Source organism: Cognatishimia activa (genome assembly GCF_001458335.1).
In the GTDB taxonomy this organism is placed as follows: Bacteria; Pseudomonadota; Alphaproteobacteria; order Rhodobacterales; family Rhodobacteraceae; genus Cognatishimia; species Cognatishimia activa.
On record NZ_CYTO01000024.1, the window covers coordinates 376871 to 394767 of the forward strand.

Here is a 17897-nt window from a genome sequence, read left to right on the forward strand (position 1 = left end):
AGCGATGACAAAGGTTGCGCCCTTTTTTGGGGATGAATTTCGTGCGAATTGCTGGCACTCTCGCCCCAAACCCGCTTACTGCGGAGAAAGACTTTCGGAGGCAAAAGCATGATACCAGTTCAGGGATATTCAGGACAGCGCGTCGGTGTTTTGGGCCTTGGCCGTTCTGGTCTGACATCTGCTCGCGCGCTGCGGGAAGGCGGCGCGGTACCGCTTTGCTGGGACGATAACCCTGCGGCGCGTGAGGCGGCTGCAAGTGAAGGGTTTGAGATCGTCGAGCTTGGCAAGGCCGGAGCGATGGACGGCTTAGCTTGTTTGATTGTCTCACCCGGCATTCCACATCTTTATCCCAACCCAAATCCAGTTATCCGCGCGGCGATGGTTGCGGGCGTGCCTGTCGACAATGATATCAGCCTGTTCTTTGGTTCATTTGCCACCAGTGAATGGGACAATTTGGATGTGGTGCCAAAGATCGTCGCGGTCACCGGGTCGAACGGTAAATCGACGACATCTGCACTGATCCATCATGTTTTAAAAAGCGTCGGGCGCAACACGCAGTTGGCGGGTAATATTGGACGCGGTGTTTTGGACATCGATCCTGCAGCGGATGGGGACGTGGTGGTGTTGGAGCTGTCCAGCTATCAAACCGATCTGGCCCGTAACCTAACGCCGGATATTGCGGTGTTTACCAACCTGAGCCCAGACCATTTGGACCGCCACAATGGCATGGGGGGCTACTTTGCAGCCAAGCGTCGACTGTTTGCCGAAGGCGGCCCTGATCGCGCCATTGTTGGTATAGATGAGGATGAAGGCCTGTACCTCGCTGGCCAACTTTCGCAGACGGCAGCAGATGATCGGGTGATCCGCATCTCTGTGGAGCAGAAACTGACCGGTCCTGGCTGGCAGGTTTTTGCAAAGAAGGGCTTCTTGTCTGAATACCGTAAGGGCCGGCAGGTGGGTTCGATTGACCTGCGCCCAATCAAAGGGCTTCCCGGCGTGCACAATCACCAGAATGCCTGTGCTGCTTATGCGGTGTGCCGCACACTGGGTCTTGCGCCTAAGGTGATCGAACAAGGTTTTGCGAGCTTTGGTGGTTTGCCGCACCGGTCTCAGATCATCGCAGAAGCGGGTGGGGTGACCTATGTGAACGACTCCAAAGCCACCAATGTGGACGCAGCTGCCAAGGCGCTGAGTGCGTTTAAGAATATTCGCTGGATTTGCGGAGGCTTGGAAAAAGAAGGTGGGCTTGAGGCTTTGCAAAGCGCCACCGGTGATGTGCGCAAGGCCTATGTGATAGGCCGTGAGGCGGCGAATTTTGCCATGCAACTTGGGAGCGTGGAGGCAGAAGTCTGTACCTCCATGGAGAAGGCCGTCAAGCAGGCGATGGCTGAGGTGGAAGAGGGGGATACGGTCCTACTCGCGCCTGCTGCGGCGAGCTTTGACCAGTATGACAGCTTTGAAAAGCGCGGTGAGCATTTTGCAGATTTAGTGAAGGCGGCACTCGCAGAATAGGGGCTTCGCCCCCAAGTGAACTGCGTTCACTCTCCCCCAGAGTATTTTTGCAAAGAAGAAGGCTTAAAGGCTTTTCGCGCGGATCGCAGTTCCCGCCGCAAAACCTGACGACCATGCCCATTGGAAGTTGTAGCCGCCAAGCCAGCCGGTGACGTCAACAGCTTCTCCGATGGCGTAAAGGCCGGGCACGGTTTTGGCTTCCATGGTCTTGGATGACAGCGCGTCAGTGTCGATGCCACCCAAGGTGACTTCGGCGGTGCGATATCCTTCGGTGCCCGCAGGGGTCACTTGCCAATTTGTCAGCGCATCACTGAGGGCGCGCAATTGGGCATCAGACTGATCGGCGAGGTTACCAGTAAGCTTGAGCTCGCTTGCAAAATGGTCGGCCAATTTTGCCGGCAGCTCATAGCCCAAGACCGTTGCGATGTTCTTGCGCCCATCGGATTTGCGTCGGGCTTTGAGGGCTTCAAAAATGTCTTTCTCTGGGAAGAAATTCACCGCAATCGGCTGGCTTTCACGCCAGTAACTGGAGATCTGCAGCATCGAGGGACCGGACAGCCCGCGATGAGTGAAGAGGAGTGCTTCGTCAAAGCTGGTGTGGTTGGCAGTGGCGCGGACCGGGTGGGCGACGCCGGACAGCGGTTTGAAGCGGCCATCGGGGAAGGTGAAGGGCACGAGGCCTGCGCGGGTTTCTAAGACATTCAAGCCGAATTGCTGTGCTATGTCATAGGCCAGTCCGGTCGCGCCCATTTTGGGGATGGATTTGCCGCCTGTGGCTATGACGAGATTTCGGCAGTGTAATGTTTCTCTTTTGCCATCGCGCTCTGTTTCAACCGCAAATCCAGCATCGGTTTTGGATACGCTCTGGATCGATGTCTTCAAGCGCAGCTCTGCACCAGCATCGCGCATTTCCGCCAGAAGCATTTGGATGATGTCTTTAGAAGAGTTGTCGCAGAAAAGCTGGCCCAGTGTTTTCTCGTGATAAGGGATGCCGTGTTTTTGCACGAGCTCGATGAAATCCCATTGGGTATATCTGCTCAGCGCGCTTTTGCAGAAATGAGGGTTTTCCGAGAGGAAGTTTTCGGGGCTCGCGTAGATATTGGTGAAATTGCAGCGCCCCCCACCTGCGATGCGGATTTTTTCGCCCGGGTTTTTGGCGTGATCGAGCACCAGCGTGTCCGGACCCGCGTGGATCGCGCACATCATGCCTGCGGCACCTGCGCCTAAGATGATCGTATTCCAACTCATGCCAGCGCCTTGCCTGAGCGTTGCGTTCAGGTCAAGCGCATGACGGGTTACAGCCAGAAGACCTTGGTGAGAAATGACTTGCAGAAGGACAGCTTTCTTGCCCTAGTTGCTTTGATAAGCGCCGAGAAAGGCGCGATCAAAATCAATACGGGGAAGTGCAATGAACATTGCCATGTGGTCTGGGCCGCGCAATTTGTCGACGGCGATGATGTATAGCTTTGGCGCGCGCGCTGATTGCGCGGTCTGGGATGAGCCGTTCTATGCGGCCTATTTATCGCTCACGGGCATCGATCACCCGATGGCCGCGGAGACTTTGGCGGCCGGTGAGATTGATCCAGCGAAGGTTGCCGAGGCTTGCAAGACCGTGCACGCATCAGGAAAAGAGCATTTCTATCAAAAACATATGACGCATCACATGGTGGAGGGCGTGCCCCGGGATTGGGTGGATGCGGTCAGCAATGTGTTTCTCATCCGCCATCCGGCGCGCGTTTTGGCGAGCTATTCCAAGAAGCGGGAAAATCCCACTTTGGATGACATCGGGTTCCGTCAGCAGGTAGATCTGTTTGAACGGATGAAGGCGGATGGTTTGCCGGTTGTTGTTGTCGATAGTTTTGACATACGGCAGTCGCCGGAAGCGATGTTGAGAGAACTTTGCAAGCGCATCGGAATTGCCTTTGATCCCGCCATGTTAAGTTGGCCCGCCGGTGGCCATCTTGATGACGGCGCTTGGGCACCGCATTGGTATGGAGCTGTGCATCGATCGACCGGTTTTGCTGGGCCGGAAGGCGCATTGCCGGAGGTGGACGAGACCTCGCAGGACGTGTTTGACGCGGCCATTCCTTATTACGAAACCATGTTGGCGGAGGCGATTTCAGTATGAGCCAGAACAATCAAACGGATCGCAAAACCACCCATGATGCCGAAGCGGATCCCCGCAATGATGAAATCCTGATTTACGTCAACGGTGAGCTGCTGCCCAAACATGAAGCCAAAGTCTCGGTCTATGACTCTGGCTTCATGCTTGGGGACGGTATGTGGGAAGGCATGCGGCTTTACGATGGGCATTGGGCGTTTTTTGATGAGCATATGGATCGGCTGTTTAACTCACTAAAGTCGGTGTCTTTGGACATTGATGAAACCCCTGAGGATATCAAAACCATTCTCAATAAAACCGCAGAAGCGAATGGTATGACCGGTGACGCCCATTGCCGATTGATGATCACACGCGGCCCAAAGGCAAAGCCTTTCCAGCATCCGAGCCTTTCCAAATGGGGCCCGACAATTGTCGCGATCCTTGAACATTCAAAGCCGAGAGAGACGCTCGCCACCAAAGGCATTCGCCTCGCGACTGTGCCGCAGGTGCGCGGCTTGCCGATGAGCCAGGACGCGAAGTTTAACAGCCATTCCAAACTCAATTGCGTGATTGCGTGTTTGCAAGCCGAGCAGGCAGGCGCCGATGAGGCGTTGATGCTGGACCCGCATGGGTTTGTGAACACCACCAATGCCTGCAATTTCTTCATTGTGCGGCGGGAGGAGGTTTGGACCTCCACCGGGGATTACTGCATGAACGGTGTGACGCGGCAGAAGGTGATTGATCTGTGTCGGGCCAACGGCATCCCAGTGAAAGAAAAGAATTATTCTCTGTATGAGGCCTATGGCGCAGATGAAGCGTTTTTGACCGGGACATTTGGGGCGCAAACCCCTGTTTCCGAGATCGATGATAAAGCGATTGGTGATGGTCAAAGGCCAATAACTGAGAAAATTCGCGCTCTTTATAAAAGCCTCATTGCAGAAGACATTGCTGCGCAAAAAGCATCGATCTGAATGCTTCCCAAGTGAGTCGCGACCTGTTAGAATCGGTGCAATGACCCGGAGAACCGGGCGTTTGAGGCATATTGTGGCAGGTTACGATGACAGAAATGGTCTATGGCGCGCTTCCGGCGCGTGACGTTGAGCCGATTCTCCCGAAATGGTGGCGCACTCTGGATAAATGGACCATGTCCTGCATCCTGATGTTGTTTGGTGTTGGCATTTTGCTGGGTCTGGCTGCAAGCCCGCCTTTGGCCGAGAAAAACGGATTTGCCCATTTCCACTATGTGATGCGTCAGGCGGTGTTTGGCGGGGCGGCTTTGATGGCCATGTTCATGACCTCGATGATGAGCCCCAAACTCGTGCGCCGATTGGCGGTGCTTGGGTTTATAGCGGCGTTCATGGCCCTTCTTTTCTTGCCTTTCTTTGGCACGGATTTCGGCAAAGGCGCGACTCGGTGGTACTCGCTTGGCTTTGCATCCGTGCAGCCATCAGAGTTTCTCAAGCCCGGATTTATCGTTGTTGCTGCGTGGCTTATGGCTGCGAGCCAGGAGATCAACGGCCCTCCTGGCAAACTGTGGTCCTTTATGCTGACCGTCACCATCGCGTTGATCCTCGTCATGCAGCCTGATTTCGGTCAGGCCTGCCTGATCCTTTTTGCGTGGGGCGTAATGTATTTCATCGCGGGTGCGCCGATGACTCTGCTTGTCGCCATGATGTGTCTTGTGATCATTGGCGGGATGATTGCCTATAATGCCTCTGAACACTTTGCGCGCCGGATTGGTGGGTTCCTAAGCGCTGATGTCGATCCGACCACCCAGCTTGGTTACGCGACCAACGCGATCCGCGAAGGTGGGTTCTTTGGGGTCGGTGTCGGTGAAGGCCAGGTGAAGTGGAGCCTGCCGGATGCCCATACGGATTTCATCATTGCGGTGGCCGCAGAAGAATATGGATTGATCCTGGTGCTCGCGATCATCGCGCTTTACGCGATTGTGGTGGTGCGCAGCCTGCTGCGCCTGATGCGCGAGCGGGACACATTCATTCGTTTGGCGGGCACGGGCCTTGTGGCCATGTTCGGTGTTCAGGCGATGATTAACATGGGGGTGGCGGTTCGCCTCCTACCAGCCAAGGGCATGACATTGCCCTTTGTCAGCTATGGCGGTAGTTCATTGATTGCTGGCGGGATCGCAATAGGCATGATTTTGGCCTTTACCCGCAGCCGTCCTCAGGGCGAGATCGGTGATATTTTACGGGGCCACGCAAGATGACAACACAACCGCTGCTGGTGATTGCAGCCGGAGGAACCGGCGGGCACATGTTCCCAGCGCAGGCTTTGGCAGAAGCGATGTTGGCCAAGGGCTGGCGCGTGAAACTGTCTACCGACGCGCGTGGCGCACGCTATACCGGCGGTTTTCCGGATCAGGTTGAGATTGAGCAGGTGGCTTCGGCCACCTTCGCCCGTGGTGGATTAGTGGCAAAAGTCATGGTGCCATTCCGCATTTTGGGCGGTGTTGTGGGTGCAGTGTTCAAGCTGCGCAAAGACAAACCTTCCGTTGTCGTGGGCTTTGGCGGCTACCCCACAATTCCAGCGATGGGGGCGGCATGGATATTGGGCTTGCCGCGCATGATTCATGAACAAAATGGCGTACTTGGGCGGGTCAACGAGCTTTTTGCCAAGCGCGTCCAGAAAATCGCTTGTGGCACTTGGCCCACCAATTTGCCGGACGGCGTAGATGGTGAACACACAGGAAATCCGGTGCGCGCCTCCGTTTTGGAACGTGCCGGGGCTGGGTACATCCCGCCCGGTGATTACCCGATGTCGATCTTGGTCATCGGCGGCTCGCAAGGCGCGCGCATTCTGTCTGATGTGGTGCCTCCGGCGATTGAAAATCTACCTAGCGAAATGCGCAAACATGTGCGGGTTAGCCATCAGGCGCGCGGCGAAGATTTTGATCGTGTCGCAAAGTATTACGCGGATCACGGCATTGATGCAGACGTGCAGGAGTTCTTTACGGATATCCCAGAACGCATGAGCGAAGCACAGTTGGTGATTTCACGCTCTGGGGCTTCATCCGTCGCAGATATTTCTGTGATTGGACGACCGTCGATTCTGGTGCCATTCGGCGCCGCAACAGGTGATCACCAGACCGCCAATGCGCGGGGTCTTGCCGATGCGGGTGCTGCGATTGTGATGCCAGAGAGCCTCTTTGAAGTAGACGCTCTTTCTGAGCAGATCGCCAATGTGTTGGGCAATTCTGACGGTGCTTTGCAGATGTCTCGCGCTGCGCTGTCCGTTGGCAAACCCGACGCTACCGAAAACCTTGTCGCGCTGGTCGATGCGCTTGCCGCAGGTCAAGAATAAGAAAGAATACAGATGAACGCAGCAGCTACAAAACTCCCCACCGATGTTGGTCCGATCCATTTTGTGGGGATTGGCGGGATTGGCATGTCTGGCATTGCTGAGGTTCTTTTGAAACACGGCTACACGGTGCAAGGCTCTGACCTGAAAGACAGCAAGATCACCCAACGATTGGCGGGGATGGGCGCGACGATCTTTATTGGTCAAAAGGCTGAAAATCTTGAAAACGCGGAAGTTGTGGTGATTTCCTCGGCCATCAAACCGGGCAATGCGGAGCTTGATGAAGCGCGGAGCAAAGGCTTGCCGGTTGTGCGCCGAGCAGAGATGCTGGCAGAGCTGATGCGTTTGAAATCCAACATTGCCGTAGCCGGTACGCACGGCAAAACCACAACCACAACCATGGTGGCCGCTGTTTTGGATCATGGCGGCATTGACCCGACCGTGATCAATGGTGGCATCATCCACGCCTATGGCTCTAACGCGCGTGTCGGTGACGGCGAATGGATGGTGGTTGAAGCTGACGAATCCGACGGCACGTTCAATAGACTTCCCGCGACCATTGCCATCGTGACGAATATCGACCCGGAGCATATGGAGCACTGGGGTACTGAAGAAGCTTTGCATAAAGGCTTCTATGATTTCGTTTCCAATATTCCGTTTTATGGTCTCGCGGTTTGCTGCACCGATGACCCTGACGTCCAGACGCTCGTCGGCAAGATCACGGACCGCCGCGTTGTGACCTATGGTTTTAATTCGCAAGCAGATGTGCGGGCGACAGAGCCTACTTACAAAGCTGGCATCGCTCATTTCGATATCCATCTCCAAAATGAAGATGTTGTTATTGAGGGCTGCACATTGCCAATGCCCGGAAACCATAACGTTTCCAATGCTCTAAGTGCCGTTGCTATCGCACGTCATCTGGGCATGAAGGGCGGCGAAATCCGCGAGGCTTTGGCGAATTTCGGTGGTGTGAACCGTCGTTTCACCAAGGTTGGCGAAGTCAACGGGGTCACCATTATTGATGATTACGGTCACCACCCGGTGGAAATTGCGGCCGTTCTAAAGGCCGCGCGCCAAGCCAGCGAAGGTCGCGTCATCGCCGTGCACCAGCCACACCGCTACACGCGCTTGTCGAGCTTGTTTGACGATTTCTGCACCTGCTTCAATGAGGCGGATGTGGTTGCAATTGCAGAAGTCTTTGCTGCTGGCGAAGATCCAATTCCAGGGGCCGGGCGCGATGATCTGGTGGCCGGTCTGATCGCGCACGGTCACCGTCATGCACGGGCGATTGTGTCTGAAGAAGACTTGGAACGTTTGGTGCGTGAACAAGCGGGGCCAGGTGATATTGTCGTCTGTCTTGGTGCTGGTACAATCAGCACATGGGCAAATGGCTTGCCGGATCGACTGAAGACCTAATCAAGGACTTTGACACCGGTCAAATTCCTATCCATCCCAATGTGCCAATATGAAGCAATCGTATTTGCGGGGGCTTTGGAATGGCGACCTTAAAGAGACGCGTTGGATTATGGCTGCTGACCGCCTATGGCGTGGGCGTCATGGTGGGCGCAGGCATATATGTGCTGGTGGGACTGGTCGCGGGTGAAGCGGGAGGTTGGGCACCGCTTTCCTTTCTTTTGGCGGGGCTGATCGTGGTCCCGACAGCGCTCAGCTATGCAGAATTTTCTGCACGTATCCCGGAGGCGGCCGGAGAGGTGGCCTATGCGGAAGCTGGGTTTCAATCACAAATCTCAGGCATATTACTGGGGCTCGCGATCGTCCTTGTCGGCGCGATCTCAGCAGCTGCGGTCCTGCGGGGTGGTGTCGGTTACGCTCAAGTGCTCTTTCCCATCAACGCATTGATTGCGACACTTGTGATTGGATTAGCGTTGACCCTTGTCGCCGCATGGGGGGTAATGGAAAGCCTGACCTTGGCGGCGATTTTTACTGCGATTGAACTCATTGGTCTTGGATTGGTAATTTGGGCTGGTTTTTCGGCACCCGCCATTACAGCGACGGCCACCGCGTCGCCATTGGTCTGGAGCGGTTTGGGTGCCGGTGCGGTATTGGCATTCTTTGCTTTTATTGGGTTTGAAGACATCGTTAATATGGCCGAAGAGGTTCGTAACCCAACGCGGGTTTTGCCCCGGGCCATTTTGATTTCACTTGGTCTTACGACCCTGATTTACATATTGGTCGCTGCGGCGGCTGTGCGGGTGGTTCCCGTCTCCCAATTATCTGGATCTGAACAACCCCTAACTTTGGTTTGGTCCATGTCCACCGGTGGGGATGCTACGTTTCTTGCGGGCATTGCGGTATTTGCTGCATTGAACGGTGTGCTTGCGCAAATTGTCATGGCGAGCCGCGTCCTTTTTGGTCTGGGTCGGCGTACAAGTGTGCTCAGCCCATTCAAACAAGTGTCACCGCGTCGTCAAACGCCGATCCGTGCGACCGTTGCCGTTGGTGGCTTGGTATTGGCCTTGGCATTGCTGGTTCCCATTCAACCATTGGCCGAAGCGACTTCTACAATCCTTCTCGCCGTGTTTGTCTTGATCAATGCCGCGCTTATCCTAGAGAAAAAACGCAAGCCCGAGGCTGTATTTCAGGTGCCAATGCTTGTACCTATAGCTGGATTGGTGTTGGCTATTTGCGCGTTTGGCTTGAGTGTGTTCGGAGGATAAACTGTGTTGGAATTTCTTGTAGGAATGAGCGGACTGTTTTCTTTACTCTTCATGGTATGGGGTTCTGCAGAAAAACCGGCCCCCGTTGTGGTGAAATCTATCTCGGCAGAAAAAAACGAACTATGAGCCTCTCCTTCATTGCAGCGTTGATTTGGATGGTTGTCGTGAATCTGCGCGGTATGTTTCCAAGCAAAGACCACCATTGGAAATTTGCCTACGCTATGATCGCGATCGGTGTGCCGATCCTGATTTGGGTTTATATTGATCACGGCCTACTGCTCGCCCTTATCCTGTTATTGGGAGCGATGTGGGTCATGCGTTGGCCGGTCATCTATCTCACGCGCTGGATACGTCGGCAGGTGGGTTTATGAGCCCCGACAACCTTCTCGTCATCGGGGCAACGATGTTTCTGATGATGGCGATTGCAGCCTTCGTGCTGACCCAGCGGGGCGCATGGCGGGCGGTTCTTTTGCTTGTTGCGCTGTTTGGCGGTTTGAATATTGGGGCCTTTGTCTGGTCAGAAATCCTAGAAGGATGGAGCGCGCGGCGTCTGATCCTCTTCTGGATTGCGGCGATCCTTCCTCCGTTGTTAGGGGTTGGTGTTGGTGCCATCGCAGGCGGATTGCTCAATTGGCGCATTGCAAATGTGCGACCGACCTATCCGGGTGCCTCGGTTTCGGGTAAGCCATCTAAGAAATCAAAACGTGGCAGCATTAAAACGGATATGGGTCCGGCGCTGTCACAAGACAAAAAATCAGGTACCAAGCCTGAAAAGCAGACAAAACAGCGGGGCAAAACGCTCCCGAAACCAAGGATCATCGACTAATGACCAACCTGCCTGAGGTGCGCGGCAAGCTGACGCGAAACCGAGAGTTGTCTGGGTTAACCTGGCTGCGCGTGGGCGGTCCAGCGGATTGGTTGTTTCAGCCAGCGGATGTTGAAGATCTGCAGCACTTCCTTGCCAATTTAGACAGCTCTATCGATGTGTTCCCGATGGGCGTGGGCTCCAACCTAATCGTGCGCGATGGCGGATTGCGCGCCGTTGTCATCCGCTTAGGGCGCGGTTTCAACGGGGTCAGCTGTGAGGCCAATCGTGCAACTGTCGGCGCAGCGGCGCTGGATTCACAAGTGGCCCGCAAGGCTGCAGAGGCGGGTATTGATCTTACGTTTCTACGTACAATTCCGGGCGCAATCGGTGGTGCTATCTGCATGAACGCCGGCTGCTATGGGTCTTATATTGCTGATGTTTTTGTTTCTGCGAAGGCCGTCACGCGAGACGGGAAACTGGTCGAGCTCTCTTCCGAAGATTTGAACTTCAAATACCGCCAATCCGACCTGCCACAGGGGTGGGTTTTGGTCGAAGCGACCTTGGAAGGTCCCTCGGGCGATCCGGAAGAAATGGCGAGCCGTATGCAGCATCAGCTCGAAAAGCGCGACGCGACACAGCCAACCAAAGATCGCAGCGCGGGCAGCACGTTCCGCAACCCGGCTGGCTTTTCCTCTACGGGCCGCGAAGATGATGTGCATGACCTAAAAGCTTGGAAAGTCATCGACAATGCAGGCATGCGTGGTGCAACCGTTGGCGGCGCTCAGATGAGCGAAAAACATTCTAACTTCATGATCAACACCGGTGGCGCAACTGCCGCAGATTTGGAAAACCTCGGCGAAGAAGTGCGAAAAAAGGTTTTGGAGAACAGCGGAATAACGTTAGAGTGGGAAATCAAACGGGTTGGCGAATTTTAACCAATTCCGACAAGCATTCGGCGAGAAATGACTGAGTGCACAAAAAATTAAAATGGTGGTGGGAACCGGAGAACCGATCTGCTAAGCCATCAAAAAAGCCCAAAAGGGCGACATAACAACAGGCCAAAAAGGCCGGTAATTTGAGGCGCTGGAGAGGGTATGTCGAGCAGGACAACCCCGAAAGTAGCGGTACTAATGGGTGGGCCTTCCGCAGAGCGTGAGGTTTCCATGTCCTCTGGGCAAGAATGTGCGGCTGCATTGAGGGAAAGTGGATTTGACGTTGTAGAAGTGATCGCAGAACGCGATTTGGCGTCAGAGCTACAGAAAATCAAACCGGATGTTGTTTTTAACGCCTTGCATGGTCGCTGGGGCGAAGATGGTTGCGTTCAAGGCATGCTGGAATGGCTTGGCATTCCTTATACACATTCCGGTGTGATGGCCTCGGCGCTTGCCATGGACAAAGAGCGTTCAAAAGCCGCTTACAAATCCGCAGGTCTTCCAATTGCTGACAGTGTATTGGCATCTCGTTCCGATGTGGAAGCACGCCATATGATGGCACCGCCTTACGTGGTGAAGCCTTATAATGAGGGCTCATCCGTTGGCATATATATTGTCGATGAGGCGGCGAATGGTCCGCCAAAACTGTCAGATGACATGCCTGACGAAGTGATGGTTGAGAAATATGTCGCGGGGCGCGAGCTCACAGCCAGTGTCTTGGGCGACAAAGCTCTGACGGTCACCGACATTATTACTGATGGTTGGTACGACTACGACGCCAAGTATAAAACAGGCGGATCTCGGCATGAAGTGCCTGCACAGATCCCGCAAGAGATCTTTGATGCCTGTATGGATTACGCTTTGCGCGCCCATAATGTTTTGGGGTGTCGCGGTCTAAGTCGCACGGATTTCCGTTGGGATGAAAGCAAAGGCCTTGATGGGCTGGTTCTTTTGGAAACCAACACGCAACCGGGCATGACCCCCACATCCCTTAGCCCCGAACAAGCGGGTGAAGTTGCCATGTCTTTCCCGGACCTGTGCCGCTGGTTGGTGGAGGATGCGTCATGCGATCGATAAGAGCGGTGCGCGAAAAGCCTAAGGCCGAAAAGCAGCGGTGTGAACCGGCTCCATCTCGCTTGTCGTATCGCTACGAACGCCTGATGCTGACGCCTGTCTTCCGTTTTGGTGTGCGCATCGTGTTGCCGTTTGCAGTAGCAGCTCTTGGCACAACCATTTGGTTCTCGGATCAAGATCATCGCGATCAGGTCAATATGGCCATCGATGACCTGCGAACAAGCATTGTAGAGCGTCCAGAGTTTCTGGTGAAAGCCATGTCGATTGAAGGGGCGAGCCCTAGCGTGGCTGACGATATTCGAGAAATCCTGCCCGTGGATTTCCCGGTCAGTAGCTTTGATCTTGATATCGATGCGATGAAGATGACGGTGGATGGATTGTCTCCGGTTAAATCTTCTAGCCTACGGGTGAAACCGGGTGGCGTGCTGCAGGTGAATGTTGTCGAGCGTAATCCGGTCATCCTGTGGCGCATGAATGACGGACTGCATCTTGTGGATGCGGAAGGTTACGTTGTGGCGGAATCCACCCAACGTGATTTGCATCCAAACCTGCCAATCATGGCAGGCGAGGGGGCGGACACCCAAACAACCGAAGCACTGCAATTGATGCAAGCGGCGGGACCGCTACGGGAACGCATGCGCGGCCTCGTTCGTGTGGGCGAGCGTCGTTGGGATCTCGTGCTGGATCGCGACCAACGCATTATGTTGCCTGAATGGGGCGCGGTGCAGGCATTAGAGCGTGTCGTCGCCCTAAGCCAAGTTCAAGAAATGCTGCAGCGCGACTTAAGCGTTGTGGATATGCGTCTGGGGGACAGACCAACAATAAGAATAGCAAAACGCTCGGTCGAAGCCTGGTGGCGCATCCGAGATATTCGAGTGGGGCAAGAATAATGTTTGAGTTGTATCAATCTCAACGGGCCATGCGCGCCATGCGCAAAGCAGCGATGCAGCGGGGCGTCGTGGCGGTGTTGGATGTGGGGACATCCAAAATCGCCTGTCTTGTGCTGCGATTTGACGGGGCCGACCATCTGTCCAATCTGGATGGGATCGGATCGCTGGCCGGTCAAAGTGGCTTCCGGGTGATCGGGGCGGCATCTACCAAATCACGCGGTGTGAAGTTTGGTGAAATTTCCGCCATGCAGGAAACTGAACGCGCAATTCGCACGGCTGTTCAGGCGGCACAAAAAATGGCGCAAATCCGTGTCGACCACGTGATCGCCTGTTTCTCTGGGGCCGGTCCGCGATCTTATGGTTTGGATGGCCGTATTGATCTCCAAGACAATATGGTCACCGAACAAGACGTGGCCAGCGTGTTGGCGAGCTGCGATGTGCCTGCTTATGGTGAAGGGCGCGAGGTGCTACATGCCCATCCCGTGAACTTTGCGTTGGATAATCGGTCAGGTTTGGCCGATCCACGTGGCCAAATGGGCCAACAATTGGCCTGCGACATGCATATGTTGACCGTGGACGCCAATGTGGTCGCGAACCTCGCACATTGTATTAAGCGATGTGACCTGGAGCTCGCTGGTATTGCGAATTCGGCCTACGTATCCGGTCTGGCTGCTCTGGTGGAAGACGAACTCGAACTGGGCGCGGCTTGTATTGATATGGGCGGTGGCTCCACCAGCCTGTCGATCTTTATGAAGAAACACATGATCTATGCGGATAGCGTCCGCATGGGCGGTGATCATGTGACCGGCGACATCTCTATGGCACTACAAGTGCCAACGGCAAACGCAGAACGGATCAAGACATTCTATGGCGGCGTGCACGCCACAGGCATCGATGATCGCGAGATGATCGAAGTTGGCGGAGAAACCGGCGATTGGGAACACGACCGCCGTACAGTCAGTCGTGCGGAACTGATCGGTATTATCCGTCCGCGCGTCGAAGAAATTCTCGAAGAAGCGCGCAGCCGGTTGGATGCTGCAGGGTTCGAACACCTTCCAAGTCAGAAAATCGTTCTGACCGGGGCAGGGAGCCAAATTCCGGGTCTGGATACGCTTGCGAGCCGCATCTTGGGTCAGCAAGTGCGCTTGGGTCGTCCGATGCGCGTGCATGGCCTGCCACAGGCCACCACTGGACCGGGCTTTAGCGCCGCCGTGGGCATGTGCCTCTTTGCCACCCGCCCACAAGATGAATGCTGGGATTTCGATTTGCCGGTCAACAACCCGCGGATGAAGTCTATTGGCCGCGCTGTGCGGTGGTTCAAAGCAAATTGGTAAGGGGCTGGGTGCCCATATCCGAGATGTCCTCATGAAGGAGAAGACACCGTCGACAGGTCATTGATTTTCGTCTAAGCTGGCGCTCAAGCACCGAAACAGGTGCGTTTATTGATGCAAAACGGCAGACCGAGCAGTTTGCCAAACATTAAGATTGAGTCGCCTTTCTGCAGGAAGATTTCTGCGGGCAGGGTTCTTATTGTTGTGTGTCATAGTCAGCTTTACCCCAATATCTACGCATATCGGCGAAATGCCGCGAATTATGGCAAAAATTTGGCCATATTTTGTGGCTCTACCCGCTTTTTGGCGTGACGAGACTCTTGCCAATCGCTAAGATTAGTCACGAGTAGACGAAAAACACGTGCCGAAACGGCATGGGACAACGACAGGCGGACGCTCTTATGGCTTTGAATTTGACCTTCCCAGAGCAGGAAGACTTGAAACCCCGTATTACGGTATTTGGTGTAGGTGGTGCCGGTGGCAACGCGGTCAACAATATGATCGCGAAGGAACTGGAGGGCGTCGAGTTTGTCGTTGCCAACACAGACGCGCAAGCGCTGCAGCAAAACCAATCTCAATCTCGCGTTCAGCTTGGTGTGAAAGTCACCGAAGGTCTGGGCGCAGGTGCACGTCCTGCGGTGGGGGCCGCGGCGGCAGAAGAAAGCATCGAACAGATTGTAGATCATCTGGCTGGCGCACATATGTGCTTTATCACAGCAGGTATGGGCGGCGGCACAGGGACAGGTGCAGCTCCAATCATCGCGCAAGCGGCGCGTGAGCTGGGCGTGCTGACCGTTGGTGTTGTGACCAAACCATTCCAATTTGAAGGTGCCAAGCGGATGCGCCAAGCCGAAGAAGGGGTTGAAGCCCTTCAGAAGGTTGTGGACACGCTAATCATCATTCCAAACCAGAACCTTTTCCGTCTGGCGAACGAAAAAACCACCTTCACTGAAGCCTTCGCCATGGCAGACGATGTTCTTTACCAAGGTGTGAAAGGCGTGACAGACCTGATGGTCCGTCCGGGCCTGATCAACCTCGACTTTGCTGACGTTCGTGCCGTGATGGACGAAATGGGCAAGGCGATGATGGGGACTGGCGAAGCAACCGGCGAAGATCGCGCGGTTCAAGCGGCAGAGAAGGCGATTGCCAACCCGCTGCTGGACGAGATCTCGTTGCGCGGTGCAAACGGCGTTCTGATCAACATCACCGGTGGTCACGATCTGACCCTGTTCGAACTGGACGAAGCGGCAAACCGCATTCGCGAAGAAGTCGATCCAGATGCGAATATCATCGTGGGCTCTACACTGGATACAGATCTGGAAGGCGGCATGCGCGTTTCCGTTGTTGCCACAGGCATCGACGCTGCGACTGTTCAGTCCGACATTCCTGTGCCACGTCGCTCTTTGAAAGAGCCGCTGAAACCAGCGACCATCGAAGAAGCGCCAGCAGCAGAAGCGGCACCAGCGGTTGAAGAAGTAGCGCCTGTTGCAGCAGAAACCGTGTCCGAGCCAAGCCTGTTTGAAGAAATGGACGCTCATGTTGAAGCGGTCGAAGAGCCGGCGGTTGTTGAGCAACCTGCTGCGCAAGACGATCTGCCGCCACCGGCATACCAGCCACAGGTTGCTCAGTTCCAGCCGCGCGTTGAAGAGTACGAAGAAGAGGCAGAAGCAGCCTTCGTCGCACCAAAAGCGCCAGCGCCAGGAACGCCGTCTCCGGAAGCTCTGGCACGTTTGCGCACAGCAGTGAGCAAAGCGCCATCCGCGCCTCAGGCGCGCCAGCAAGTGGTCGCCGAAGAGCCGGTTGAAGAAGAAAAGCCGCGTTTCGGCATCAACTCCTTGATCAACCGCATGACTGGTTCAGCGCAGGAAACACCAGCCGCACAACAGCCAGCGGCGCGTCAGCAGCCAAATCTGAGTGCAGCACCTGCGCCAGCGCCGGCGGAAGACCCAGAGCAAGAACGGATTGAAATTCCGGCCTTCCTGCGTCGTCAAGCGAACTAAAGCGTTACATAATATTTCAAATTTGGTCGCCCTATGGGCGGCCTTTTTTGTTTGTGAAACAGTGGTTTAATTACCATTGCGCAATTAACCGCTCAGACCCCACGGCCATGTTTCAGTTCGTTACAATGTTTGAGTTGAGAAATCTGTTTCCCCCGAATAGGTCTGTGGTGCGCTTCTGAGAGAGGCGTGGAAATTGGGGAATTTCTTTGCAGAAGACTGTCAAATCAGCGATCCGCTTTAACGGCATCGGTCTACACACAGGTAAACCTGTTCGAATGGAGATCGAACCGGCATCTGCTGGTTATGGCATTTGGTTCCAGCGTACCGATGTGCTGGACGGCGACAACATGATCCCGGCGCGCTGGGATGTAGTCGAGCAATCTCCCCTTTGCACCAAAATCAAAAACGCTGATGGTGTAACCGTTTCGACCATTGAACACATCATGGCAGCATTGGCAGGCTGTGGTGTTCATAACGCCTTGATCTCTCTGGACGGTCCTGAAGTCCCCATCATGGACGGCAGCAGCGCGGCCTTTGTGAAGACTATTCTGGCACGTGGCCTGGTTGAACAATCAGCGACGATCCGTGCCATCAAAGTACTGAAGCCAGTCAGCGTGTCTCGAGAAGACGGTGACGATGTGGCACGCGCCGAGTTGTACCCATCTGAGAATTTGGAAATCGATTTCCATATCGATTTTGAAGACGAAGCGATTGGCGCACAGCACCGTACGCTGAATATGGCCAATGGGACCTTCGTACGTGAACTCTGTGATTGCCGCACTTTCTGCCGTCAGGCAGATGTCGAAGCTATGCAGGCAAACGGTTTGGCTTTGGGCGGTGTTCCCGGTGAAAACGCCGTTGTATTCGATGGCGCTCGTGTTCAGTCCGGCAAAGGGCTGCGTCGTATGGATGAGCCGGTGCGCCATAAAATGCTGGACGCTTTGGGCGATCTTTATACTGCGGGTTTTCCGATCCTTGGTCGTTATGTCGGGCACCGTTCCGGTCATGCGATGACCAACAAACTCTTGCGCGCTTTGATGAGTGATCCAGAGGCCTTCCGCATTGTCGAATGCTCTGTAGAAACCGCAGCACGCCTGCCGGGCGTGGGCGCATCGATGGCGGAAATGCCTGCCGTCGCTTAAGATTAGCGTCAGCATTTCGTGAAATCCTACCAAAGTCATTTTGCCCCGCAAAAATCTATGCTAACAGCATTGGGAACGAACCCGCTTCGGGACTTTAAGAAGAAGGTTGAGCAG

The 17897-nt window shown here is 54.9% G+C and carries 16 protein-coding genes; 15 read left to right on the plus strand and 1 reads right to left on the minus strand.

The window, feature by feature from the left end; all coding sequences use genetic code 11:
- Positions 1–108: 108 nt before the first annotated feature.
- Entirely contained in the window at positions 109–1512 is a 1404-nt protein-coding gene (gene murD, locus TA5113_RS12935) for a UDP-N-acetylmuramoyl-L-alanine--D-glutamate ligase (RefSeq protein ID WP_058314468.1), read from the plus strand.
- Between the two features lie 63 nt (positions 1513–1575).
- Here the strand turns inward: murD and TA5113_RS12940 are convergent, their stop codons facing one another.
- The gene (locus TA5113_RS12940) at positions 1576–2760 is read right to left on the minus strand and encodes a BaiN/RdsA family NAD(P)/FAD-dependent oxidoreductase (RefSeq protein WP_058314467.1); all 1185 of its coding nucleotides are present in this window, start codon (positions 2758–2760) and stop codon (positions 1576–1578) included.
- A 160-nt stretch (positions 2761–2920) separates the two neighbouring features.
- On the opposite strand from TA5113_RS12940, the gene TA5113_RS12945 reads away from it, so the two are divergent.
- From TA5113_RS12945 to lpxC, 14 genes are all read left to right on the plus strand, one after another.
- Complete coding sequence (locus TA5113_RS12945) at positions 2921–3640, plus strand: sulfotransferase-like domain-containing protein (protein WP_058314466.1); 720 nt, start codon at positions 2921–2923, stop codon at positions 3638–3640.
- Positions 3637–4584, plus strand: a complete 948-nt coding sequence (locus TA5113_RS12950) for an aminotransferase class IV (RefSeq protein WP_058314465.1) — start codon at positions 3637–3639, stop codon at positions 4582–4584. The genes TA5113_RS12945 and TA5113_RS12950 overlap by 4 nt, the downstream gene beginning before the upstream one ends.
- Positions 4585–4670: 86 nt before the next feature.
- On the plus strand, positions 4671–5837 hold the full coding sequence (gene ftsW, locus TA5113_RS12955; protein WP_058316766.1) for a putative lipid II flippase FtsW: 1167 nt from the start codon (positions 4671–4673) through the stop codon (positions 5835–5837).
- Positions 5834–6931 (plus strand): UDP-N-acetylglucosamine--N-acetylmuramyl-(pentapeptide) pyrophosphoryl-undecaprenol N-acetylglucosamine transferase, encoded by a 1098-nt coding sequence (locus TA5113_RS12960; RefSeq protein WP_058314463.1) that lies wholly within the window; start codon positions 5834–5836, stop codon positions 6929–6931. The genes ftsW and TA5113_RS12960 overlap by 4 nt, the downstream gene beginning before the upstream one ends.
- Positions 6932–6943: 12 nt before the next feature.
- Entirely contained in the window at positions 6944–8344 is a 1401-nt protein-coding gene (murC, locus tag TA5113_RS12965) for a UDP-N-acetylmuramate--L-alanine ligase (protein ID WP_058316767.1), read from the plus strand.
- Positions 8345–8424: 80 nt separating this feature from the next.
- Positions 8425–9606 (plus strand): APC family permease, encoded by a 1182-nt coding sequence (locus TA5113_RS12970; RefSeq protein WP_058314461.1) that lies wholly within the window; start codon positions 8425–8427, stop codon positions 9604–9606.
- A 122-nt stretch (positions 9607–9728) separates the two neighbouring features.
- Complete coding sequence (locus TA5113_RS12975; protein WP_058314460.1) at positions 9729–9977, plus strand: DUF2484 family protein; 249 nt, start codon at positions 9729–9731, stop codon at positions 9975–9977.
- On the plus strand, positions 9974–10432 hold the full coding sequence (locus TA5113_RS12980; RefSeq protein ID WP_058314459.1) for a hypothetical protein: 459 nt from the start codon (positions 9974–9976) through the stop codon (positions 10430–10432). The genes TA5113_RS12975 and TA5113_RS12980 overlap by 4 nt, the downstream gene beginning before the upstream one ends.
- Positions 10432–11349 (plus strand): UDP-N-acetylmuramate dehydrogenase, encoded by a 918-nt coding sequence (gene murB / locus TA5113_RS12985; protein WP_058314458.1) that lies wholly within the window; start codon positions 10432–10434, stop codon positions 11347–11349. Before TA5113_RS12980 ends, murB begins: the two co-directional genes overlap by 1 nt.
- A 159-nt stretch (positions 11350–11508) precedes the next feature.
- The gene (locus tag TA5113_RS12990; protein WP_082625829.1) at positions 11509–12423 is read left to right on the plus strand and encodes a D-alanine--D-alanine ligase; all 915 of its coding nucleotides are present in this window, start codon (positions 11509–11511) and stop codon (positions 12421–12423) included.
- Positions 12411–13310 (plus strand): cell division protein FtsQ/DivIB, encoded by a 900-nt coding sequence (locus TA5113_RS12995; RefSeq protein WP_058314456.1) that lies wholly within the window; start codon positions 12411–12413, stop codon positions 13308–13310. Before TA5113_RS12990 ends, TA5113_RS12995 begins: the two co-directional genes overlap by 13 nt.
- Positions 13310–14644 carry a cell division protein FtsA gene (gene ftsA / locus TA5113_RS13000; RefSeq protein ID WP_181949470.1) on the plus strand — a complete coding sequence of 445 codons (1335 nt, stop codon included), beginning with the start codon at positions 13310–13312 and terminating at the stop codon, positions 14642–14644. The genes TA5113_RS12995 and ftsA overlap by 1 nt, the downstream gene beginning before the upstream one ends.
- Positions 14645–15042: 398 nt before the next feature.
- Positions 15043–16641: a cell division protein FtsZ gene (gene ftsZ / locus TA5113_RS13005; RefSeq protein ID WP_058314455.1), complete on the plus strand. Its 1599-nt coding sequence runs from the start codon at positions 15043–15045 to the stop codon at positions 16639–16641.
- A gap of 206 nt (positions 16642–16847) precedes the next feature.
- Positions 16848–17783 (plus strand): UDP-3-O-acyl-N-acetylglucosamine deacetylase, encoded by a 936-nt coding sequence (gene lpxC / locus TA5113_RS13010; RefSeq protein WP_058314454.1) that lies wholly within the window; start codon positions 16848–16850, stop codon positions 17781–17783.
- The last annotated feature ends 114 nt before the right edge of the window (positions 17784–17897 follow it).